At 45.4% G+C, this 249-nt stretch carries 1 protein-coding gene; it reads right to left on the bottom strand.

Features of this window, described 5'->3' with window-relative positions:
* Positions 1-197, bottom strand: a 197-nt coding sequence (locus JFU56_RS23355; RefSeq protein WP_374221067.1) for an NAD(P)H-dependent oxidoreductase subunit E, incomplete at its 3' end; no start/stop codon positions are given.
* Between the last annotated feature and the right edge of the window lie 52 nt (positions 198-249).

Consider the following 249-nt stretch of genomic DNA (forward strand, 5'->3'; position numbering starts at 1 on the left):
GCTAACGGCTGTCCATTTGCTAAGGGCTCATTATTTGCGGAAGACGTATTCTGCGTTAACGACAATATATCTGTTGCTAAGGATTCGGTTTCTGCCTGTGTTAATTGATCGAGTAATTGGTCTATGCTCTGTTTGGATAGTTTGGTGTGATAGGTTTCATTAACCGTCATGGCGGGTGCGACATCACAAGAGCCGATTCATTCCGCTGTGCTCAGGGTAAAAAGACCGTCTTTGCTGGTATCTCCTTGG

The organism is Moritella sp. F3 (assembly GCF_015082335.1).
Lineage (GTDB): Bacteria > Pseudomonadota > Gammaproteobacteria > Enterobacterales > Moritellaceae > Moritella.